This window comes from Bacteroidota bacterium (genome assembly GCA_030706565.1).
Taxonomy (GTDB): domain Bacteria; phylum Bacteroidota; class Bacteroidia; order Bacteroidales; family JAUZOH01; genus JAUZOH01.
The window spans coordinates 1-9649 of sequence record JAUZOH010000123.1 but is presented as its reverse complement, the minus strand read 5'-3'; the positions used below and the strand labels follow the sequence as shown (position 1 = coordinate 9649).

Below are 9649 nucleotides of genomic sequence, written 5' to 3'. Positions count from 1 at the left end.
CATAACAATTCCGTGCTTAACACAAATCTCAGAGAGTCGTTTGAGTTCAGACTTTGTCCATACTCTTCCCCCAGGATTATGCGGATTACAAAGAAAAAATAATTTGGTACGCTTATCTATCTTCTTTTCCAGATCCTCAAAATCCATTTTATATTGATTTCCTTCCTTTTTCAACTGATTGAATACTAGTTGCCGGCCATTGTTCCGGACCGACCACATGAAAGGGAAATAAACAGGAGGCTGAATAATCACCTTGTCACCAGGTCTGGAGTAAGCAAGCACAGCCATGTTAAGTGCAGTAACTATTCCCGGGCTGACAGTCAGCCAGTTACGTTTCACTTTCCATTGATGTCTTTGATTCAGCCAGTAAATGATTGCCTCATAAAAACTCTCGGGTTGAAAAGAATAACCATAAATCTCATGATCAGCCCTTTTTTTTATCGCATTGACTATAAAGTCAGGAGTGCGAAAATCCATATCTGCAACCCACATGGGCAATACCTCTTCGGTACCAAAAAACTTCCTGCGTTCATCGTATTTTTCGCAGTTGGTATGGTTGCGGTCTATTGTTTCATCAAAATTATACTGCATATTCGTTAACCATTAATCCCGAAATGTACAAAAAATGCCGTTTTCACAAACGGACATTTATCATTACCTTAGATTATCGGGTAAAAATCTTCTTTAAAACTAAAAAAACTACCAACAGGCAGGGGACAGAGACTAAAAAAACTTTTTTACAATAAAAACCACCAGACTAATGAGGATGCTTAAAAGTATCATAGTCGTAATGGGGAAAAATACCTGCAAATTATCCCGCTTAATATAAATATCCCCTGGCAGATGGCCGAACCATTTTAATTTATCTCCCAAAAAATAAACTAAAATACCGGCGATGACAAGAAAAATACCGGCCCCCATCATAAATTTTCCAATAAGCTGATGCATGGTATGCGTTTTTTTATTTTTTCAAGTAAAAATACGGAAATTGTCCTTACCCCATGGAATAAAGTTTTTAAACGAAAAATATTGAACAGGATATGACAACATTAATACATCTCTTAATTTTTGCTAACCACATGAACTGGTTTTGCTGTTTTCCCTTTCATGTTATATGGAAGTTGATATACATTTCCTGAAGAATCACCAAAGTAAAGATGTGAAATACTAAACTTGTCCGGATTGCCATCAGCCCAGAAAAAGAAAAAAGGATCCCTGACATTTTGCGGGCGTCGTATATAATTATGATTTAGTTGACTATTGGAAGTAAGTTGGCGGGTTTTTACCCAGTTTTTACCCTGGTCTGTTGATTCGTAGAAAGCTACCTCACCTCCACCGCCCCACAATTGAGGGCCATTCACAAGAGGGCCGACAACCAGCCATTTATGATCCTGAATATATAAACTGCCCATATCATAATTATGATCAGAGCTGCCAACTATAGATGTTTCCCAGGAATTACCATTCCAATGGGTTACGTGCCATAAATAGGGAGCATTTTCAGGACCGGGTTGATGTCCTTTACTGGTCACATAAAGGCAAACAGGGTTACCTTGACGGTCAAAATTCATATCACAGAGATAAACATTTAATCCCTGTTTCTGATAGTTAATAACTCTTGCCGGATTTTCAACTTCTTTCAAAGGGATTTCCATCTTAGTACCTTCAGCGTTAGTCCATGTTTTGCCTCCGTCTGCTGTTTGCAAATAATAAAGGTTTGTACGTTTATCAACATCTCCATTGGGATGGTGATTGAAAAATGTCCCTACTACATTACCATTTTTCTGGCTAACCTGATATTGGCCGCTATATTTTTCACCAGGGTCCTTCATTCCGGCAAGTTTTTGATCATCGCTCCAGGTATAACCGCCATCTGTGCTGGTTTCAAAATATAATTCGCGCACTCCCGTATATTTTGTGAATAAATGTAAGATCATCCCGTTGTCTAATTGCCAGGGCTGGGGATAAGTCATTTCTTCACTGGTAATTTGTTCAAAAGCATCAATGGAATATGGTTTAACACTGCGGAATTTAAAGCCCATTCTTTTTTTGGCACGACCACTGACAAAAACCCAGATGTAGCCTTTGGGGTCGATTAGCAGCGCGGGATTATCATGTGGATCGTTTACCCCCTGTTTGTCATAAACTACAGTGGGTTTTTCTACCCTTTTTGTCCGGTGATCGAAACACCCTATCATACAAAGAAGATGTCTTTGATCCTCACGGGTAGTGCCGCCAAATACAAAAAAGGTTTTATTTACCTGTTCCGCATAAATGGCTACCGGGAAATGATCGGCAGTATAAGTGCCTAAACCACCTGAATACTTGTCTCCATGAGGATATTTCTGTCCCAGTTCGAACCATATACCCCGGTACCCATCTATCTTGGTGTTATTAAGCGATTGAGGGACAATTGTTTTGGCATGCCCAGTATTTACGGATTGAGCTAAACTTGTTGTTGCCAATCCGCATACGAATATTAAATACAAAATCGAGAAATGATTTTTCATCGTTTGAAAGGTTTCTTTGGTTAATATGCATTAAAATGATGCATTTCAAAATTCAGCGAATATAGAAATAAATCTTATCACCTTTCCTGAAATAAATTGATTTTGCAGTCATAACCTTTGATTGCTTATCATTCTAATTAATTATGTTATTTATATATTTGAATTGTAAAAATTTACTAAAATCCTTTAATCTATCAAATAAATCTCGTAAATTTATAATAGAGTAGACTATAAAGTATAAAGGACTATGGAAGCATTGGAAATCGAGAGTACCAAAAAAACTCCTGAAGCGAAACTAAGGGATGGGCTCATTTCATTAAAGGGAGTTTCTATACCTGAAAACCCAAAAAAAATATACAGTCCCATACTGAAATGGTTAAAAGATTATGCTGTATCGCCAGCCATTATCACTGTTATTGATTTGGATTTTGAGTATCTGGATACTGCATCCTCTAAATGGATCATCAATATACTCAAGGAAATCTATCCCATATTTAAAAGCAATAACGAAGTAGTAGTCAACTGGTACTTTGAAGTTGGAGATGACGATATGTATGACTTGGGCGAATACATTCAGTCGAACCTGGGTATTCCTTTCACTTTTATCGAAAAAAAAGAAAATATTTCAACTTCACTTTGAACCTGCCCCTCAATTATTCAATGTAATACCTTGAATCATAACCATACTGGTATGAATGATGGTCTTTTACGGACACGTCATTGAGTACAAGCGACAAGTTATTATAATTATTGATTTTCAGGTTATTTAATGTAGAAACCAGGGCTTCTCTCAGGGTATAATTTTGCCTGACCAGGAAAATATTCATATCTGCATAATTCATCAACAAAAAGGTATCTGCAATCACCCCTATAGGTGCTGAATCTATGACAATTAAATCATATTGTTTTTTAAGGATTTGAATAAATTCATTGGTTTTACCGGATGCAATAACTTCAACGGGATTGGGAGGAATAGGCCCGGCAGCAATAAAATCCAGATTTTCAGCCCTTGTTTTTTGAATAATTTCATTTAAAGTAGATTTATCCGTCAGATAAGAACTTACGCCCACCTCATTTTGCAATCCCAGGTCCTGAAAAATTGAGGGCCGCCTTAAATCAAAACCAACCAGTACTGTCTTTTTTCCAAAAGCAGCAAAAGCCAAGGCAATATTGATAGATACAAATGTTTTCCCCTCCCCTCGCGATGAAGAAGTAATGGTTATGATCTGTTTGGGCTTCTCCTGCAGGAAAATCTGCAGGTTTGTCCTCACAATCCTGAATGATTCAGATATGGACGACCTCGGATAATCAGTGATGACCATTGCGGTCTTCTTATTATTATGATAAATATGCCCCAAAACAGGCAGATTGGAAAGCTGTTCCAGATCTTTTCTGTCAGTAATTTTCGTATTAAAGGCCTCCCTGATCAAAACATAAATTGAAGGAAGCAAAAACCCTAACAGCATGGCTATCATGTAATTCAACCGTTTTCTGGGAGCTATAGGAAGAGAATTTACAGTCCTTGCCGAATCAATAATCTCATAATCAGGAGAGTTTGACGCCCTTGCAATCTGGGCTTCCGCCCTTTTCTGCAACAACATGGTATAAATGGCATCATTTAATTTAAAATTCCTTTCCATTCCAAAAAGTACCCTTTCTGTTTTGGGTAGATGCTGAATTGCACCAGTTTGTCTTGAAATACGCGTATCCAGGTCATTTAGTGCCATCATGGAGGCATTAATATTGTTGTTCACATTTTCCTGGATAGTGCTTTTAAGATTATTGATCTGCAGTTCCAGATTATTCAAATAAAGATTCTTCGGATTCTTATTGTTGTTCAGTAAACCTACCCTGTCTTCGTTTAATTTAATTAACTGATTGATTAAACCACTCAGAATGGGATCCTGAATTTCCATTGAGGAAGGAGCCACGAGGCTTGAGACATCATTATTATTTTGAAAATAATCCTTTATGTAGTTATAATATCTTAGCTGTACAGTCAACTTAGCCCTTTCAGATTCCAATGAATTAATTTTTTCATATAGCTGTTCGCCCTGAAAATTTGTATTCACCGCATTTTTAGAAGTCCGGTAATTTTGTAAGCGCATTTCTGAATACTTGAGCGAATCGGAAACATCTGATATCTGACTTTCAATAAATTCAACAGTCTTATTAGCAATGCTATTCTTTTTAGCCAGATTTTGTTCCAGATATACTTCAGCATATTTATTTAAAAAGTCTGTGATTTTATTGAAATTGCCCCCGCTCAAAGTAATGTAAACCGCCGAAGAATTTTTGGTGGAATTTTCAATTTTTAAGTTCGACATTAAATAATTCGTAAGTAGTTCAAGGTTATTGAATTCAAAATAATAATCATTACTGGGAGATAACTTTTTATTGGGTTGCAGGTTTACGGTAAAACAAAAATTTTTAGTCCTCAATTCCTTTCCAAAATGTATGAGTGTATCCAGTTTAAAACTGACCAGCGTTTCATCAGGTTTATTGTCAAAATAATTGTATGTCCAGGCTTTATCAGCAATAGCCTGAATACGGAAGGTAAGCGGACTGATAATGGAGACATAAAACTTCACATAGACAGGTTGGGAATAAGTAGTATTTATAGTCACCCTTATGGGGCTATCATTATAAATTTCGCGGGTGGTTTTCAGGGGGAAATGCTTAAACCACCTGCTGCCGAACAAATATTTATCATAACAATAGGTTGTTCCGATATTCAGCTGATTCACCGTACGATTCACCAGGCTAAATGACTTTAGAATTTCAATTTCATTTTCGATTTTTTTTTGTGCAAAAAGTCCAAACCCAGTTGAGGGTTCGCTGTTGTCGGTCATAAAGGTATTATTAGCCTGATCCCATATCAGCAAGGCAGTGGTATTCTTGAATACAGGCGTGGCATATTTATTATATAACACGGTAAAAAACAGAAAAACCAGTACACTAATCAGAACAATAAAACGAATTTCATAAATCTTCATAAAGATCGATTTAAAATCGGTCTTCTTCATACGGTACATTTCTTCAAAATTGTTATTTTCCATAGCCTCTGATGAAAATTAAATCATTGCGAATAGATTAGGGTGATTGATATAAAATTTCTACTTAAAGTAGTACAGTACTGCAATTATGGTTGTTACGGAAGAAAGAACTACAGAAATTAAAGAATAATTTTTAATGTATTGATATTGTTCTTTGATGGGATCTACAATAATTACATCGTTAGGAGATAAATAAAAAAAAGGGGAACGAGCAATATTACGGTCTGTAAGATCTATGTTATGATAGGCAATTTTGTCATTTTCCCTTCTGATCAGCTTAACCTTTGATTTATTCCCGAAATTATTAATTCCGCCGGCCAAACCCAGGGCCTCGAAAATTGAAATTCTTTCTTCATAATAGGAATATTCTCCCTGATGTTCAACAGAGCCAAGTATAGTCACAAAATTCCTTACGAATTTCAGGGTCACCGAAACATTATTGAGATACTGGCTTAAAGCATCCTGTATCTTCAGTTTCGCCTGTTCCAGGGTTAAATTATTGATGGATATATTTCCCACAAAGGGGAAATCTATACAACCCTTTTCATTGACGGTATAACTTATGAGATTGACATCAAAACCGCCCATGTAACCGCCTTGTGTATTAAAAATAGAAGCGGTCTTTTCATCAATGCTGTAAATTTTAATATAAATATTATCAAATGGCTGAATTTTCCTAATACCCCGTGAATTTTTATAAACATTCACAGTATCTGTCAGTGATTCCTGAATGTAAATTAATTTCTGCTGAGGTACACAAGAAAATGCAAGAAAAGCAAGAATTAACAACACAAAAAAATGCGAGAAGAAATTGCCCTGCTTAAAGGTTGTTTTCATACGTAAATAATTAATTTTAAAGGACGTATGTAACTCCATGTTTGCTGTTTTTATTCGTTTTTTGCATTTATTCGCAAACATGGTCGTTTCATAGAATTAATTTTTTAATCCGGGAGAAAATGAAATTTCTAGACTACAGCAACCCAAATCAGTAAAACCTATCATTTCCCACTCTGAAGTTTTACTTTAATTCAAAACTTTCGACTAACCTTAACGCAATAATAAAAATAGTAAAAATCATTTAATTAGAAAGTTTTTTGTGAAAATAATTTGACGCAAATAAATTAACAGTATAGTTAAGAGTATTCAACAGCATTCCCTTCAAAATTTTTTTTATATCCGGAAGTACTGTTGAGGCTAAAAAATACAGGCGGAAAGAATCACCACGGACAAAAACGGGTAGAAAGGGAATAGAAATCTTCATACGCCGCTGCCATTAAAAACAGTCTTAATAGTTTTAAAAAGCAGGACCATGTCTTGCTTAAACGACCAGGAGTCGATATATTGCAAATCAAGTTTCACCCAATTATCAAATAATACTTTGTTACGATTGGGGATAATTTGCCATGTACAGGTAATCCCGGGTTTAACCGAAAGCCGTCTAAGTTGCCAGCGTTTATATTTTTTAACTTCCTCGAATATAGGTGGGCGCGGGCCGATAAGCGACATCTCTCCCTTCATCACATTGTAAAGCTGAGGCAATTCATCAATCCCGCTTTTTCTCAAAATACGGCCCAAAGGCGTAATACGCGGATCATTTTTGATTTTAAATACAGGCCCGTCTGCTTCGTTTTTTGAAGCAATGGAGGACTTAAGTTTCTCGGCTTCAGCAACCATGGTGCGGAATTTGTACATGTAAAATTTCCGGCCCCTTAAGCCAACCCGCTCTTGCCTGAAAAAAACAGGTCCTTTTGAATCCAACTTGATGGCAATTGAAACTAAGAGAAAAATAGGGGTAAGTAGCAATAGTATAATGGCCGAAAATATAATGTCAATCATAGATTTACCTGTAAAAATAAAATAATTGGATGGTTTATCCATAAAGGTAAGGAAAGGCTCATCTCCGTAATAATGCAAATCCAACTGGGTGTTTTTCGTAGACATGGGGGAAAGGTTAGACTGCATCCTGAAAATCACCCCTATTTCCTCGCAAGCTGCGATCAAAGCCTGTATCCGCTCATAGTTAATTCTCAATTTGCTGTATATCACCTCATCAATGATGTCAAATTCAATCAGACTGCGGATGTTAGCCCTTTCCGGAATAATCTTAATCATGGATCCGAATTTTGCCCTGATCAATTTGGAATCACTTACTATCATAATAATTCTAAAGCCCCATGCCTTCTCATCAAGTATTTTTTGAATAAATTCTTCAGAAAAAGCATCAGCAATTACAATAACATTATGTATATTATGGCCATTGGCTCTGGAATATTTAAAAAATCTGAAGGTTAATATCCTGATGGTATACAACATTATAAAATTTAGAACTGAAAAAATAAGGATAGTGATTAAGCTGATATGTCTCAATCCGAATACATATTTATATGTTAGTATAAATATCATGCCAACTATCCAGAACCGGGCAAAATAAAAGAAAATGGTCAAATAACGGCTGGTTCTGGGGATAAGCGAAATATTGGTAGATTTAAGCAGTATGATCCAGGTAGGGACCATTAGAATGATCAAAGATATGCTGTCTCCGGAGAAATCCTGAAGGGGATCAATATAGTAATGACAAAGGATTATAGCCAATGCAAAGGATACTATCGAAAAAGCGATATCAACAGTGCCCAGCATGTAATTAACAAACTTTTTTCTACCGTTAAATGCTTCAAGCCGATTGTACTCCCTGATATTATTCAGAAAGGGTAATTTTTCCTCCACGCTCATCTCACAAATTTTTTAAGTTATAAAAACAGGAAATAGCTCAACTCATCTATCTCCAAGCTTAAAAATTTTTCACCCCAAAACTTTTCTGCAGATAATTTATTATTTAGGTTGGAATTTCTTAGCGAAATTTATGAAATAAAACAGTTGCGGACAGAATAAAAGGCTTTGATTTTGATTAAGAGGAAAATTACGTACATGGATGTAAACTTTTTCGAGATGAAAACAAGTTATTAAAAACGGTTGTATTTATTTGATTTTCAATCACTTAATACATTTTTTTAAAGGCCTGATTTTATCCCAAAAAGATGAAGTATAGGTCTTATAAACCACGGATTTTTAAGGATTTCACCGTTCGAAAAACAATTGACCTTTCACTTTATATATTTAATTATGGGCATATTACAATTTTTCAGACAGAACGAATGACTTTTTAATATTCCGAACTTCACCATTGAGATTAAAAAGCTCCACAAAGAGGATATACATGCCCATTGAAGCTTTTCCTCCCCTATGATCCAAGCCATCCCAGGTCAAATCACCCTCAGAGGGAAGAAGCACATTACGGCCCAGCCGTTTGACTTCCCTTCCTCTCGAATCGAAAATCAGGATATTGGCTACAAAACCAGGTTGATCAAGTTTGTAATGAATATGCAACAGGTCATCCCGGCCGTCATTATCCGGTGAAAATATTTCTGGCGAAACTGAGAATTCCGAAGAACGGTCAATTTGTGCATTATACTGTGAATTTTTATAACCCGGTGTGGCATAGCCCACCGTTTCCGCAGCCGAATGCCAATTCGATGCATTGTTGGTAGATTGATCAAAATTAATCCTTTCCAGTGAAACTCCTTCAGTATTGCTGATCAGTCCAAAGTGCATATTTTTATCGTATGAGAAAAAATCGATCATCTGTGCTTGCCTATTGATAAGCATTACCGTACCTTCTTCATTATTTATAGCAGGCATAGCCGTAACTTCAGTAAAACAGTTATCATTAGGAGTCAAGTAATGATTTTGAACTTTCAACCTGTCTGCCGTTATCACAACATATTCTCCCGGAAAAATCAGACGGCCGTTTTTGGCTATGACACAGCAATTTTTGATCAGACCGCTGGTTATATCCCGGGTACAAATTGAAAGATCGGCTAAATCAATGACTTTCGAAGAATGGTTATAAATCTCCACAAAATCCGTCCCGTCAGGGAAAGGATTAAAAAGTATTTCATTGATCAATATATCCAAACTATCAGGGGACTGAGGCAAAGCAAAATGGGCATAATTTTTATCTGATAATGGATTGCCCACACAATCGGTGATCCCATTGGTCAAGGTGAGTAAATAATCGGTCCCCTT

General features: G+C 36.3%; 8 protein-coding genes. 1 reads left to right on the top strand and 7 read right to left on the bottom strand.

The features are described from left to right. The 3 genes from Q8907_08160 to Q8907_08150 form a co-directional block, all read right to left on the bottom strand. Positions 1–591, bottom strand: a 591-nt coding sequence (locus Q8907_08160) for an aminotransferase class I/II-fold pyridoxal phosphate-dependent enzyme (GenBank protein ID MDP4274236.1), incomplete at its 3' end; no start/stop codon positions are given. 132 nt (positions 592–723) lie between these two features. Continuing rightward, positions 724–948 (bottom strand): DUF2905 domain-containing protein, encoded by a 225-nt coding sequence (locus Q8907_08155; protein ID MDP4274235.1) that lies wholly within the window; start codon positions 946–948, stop codon positions 724–726. 113 nt (positions 949–1061) lie between these two features. Beyond that, entirely contained in the window at positions 1062–2510 is a 1449-nt protein-coding gene (locus tag Q8907_08150; GenBank protein ID MDP4274234.1) for a BNR-4 repeat-containing protein, read from the bottom strand. A gap of 247 nt (positions 2511–2757) precedes the next feature. On the opposite strand from Q8907_08150, the gene Q8907_08145 reads away from it, so the two are divergent. Continuing rightward, positions 2758–3150 carry a DUF1987 domain-containing protein gene (locus Q8907_08145; protein MDP4274233.1) on the top strand — a complete coding sequence of 131 codons (393 nt, stop codon included), beginning with the start codon at positions 2758–2760 and terminating at the stop codon, positions 3148–3150. Between the two features lie 13 nt (positions 3151–3163). Here the strand turns inward: Q8907_08145 and Q8907_08140 are convergent, their stop codons facing one another. The 4 genes from Q8907_08140 to Q8907_08125 form a co-directional block, all read right to left on the bottom strand. After that, positions 3164–5569 carry a polysaccharide biosynthesis tyrosine autokinase gene (locus Q8907_08140; GenBank protein ID MDP4274232.1) on the bottom strand — a complete coding sequence of 802 codons (2406 nt, stop codon included), beginning with the start codon at positions 5567–5569 and terminating at the stop codon, positions 3164–3166. 57 nt (positions 5570–5626) lie between these two features. Beyond that, positions 5627–6403, bottom strand: a complete 777-nt coding sequence (locus Q8907_08135) for a polysaccharide biosynthesis/export family protein (GenBank protein ID MDP4274231.1) — start codon at positions 6401–6403, stop codon at positions 5627–5629. A 420-nt stretch (positions 6404–6823) separates the two neighbouring features. Further along, positions 6824–8296, bottom strand: coding sequence for a sugar transferase (locus Q8907_08130; protein ID MDP4274230.1), 1473 nt, complete (start codon positions 8294–8296; stop codon positions 6824–6826). A 399-nt stretch (positions 8297–8695) separates the two neighbouring features. Further along, positions 8696–9649 (bottom strand): lamin tail domain-containing protein (locus Q8907_08125; GenBank protein MDP4274229.1); only part of this gene is annotated, 954 nt, incomplete at its 5' end.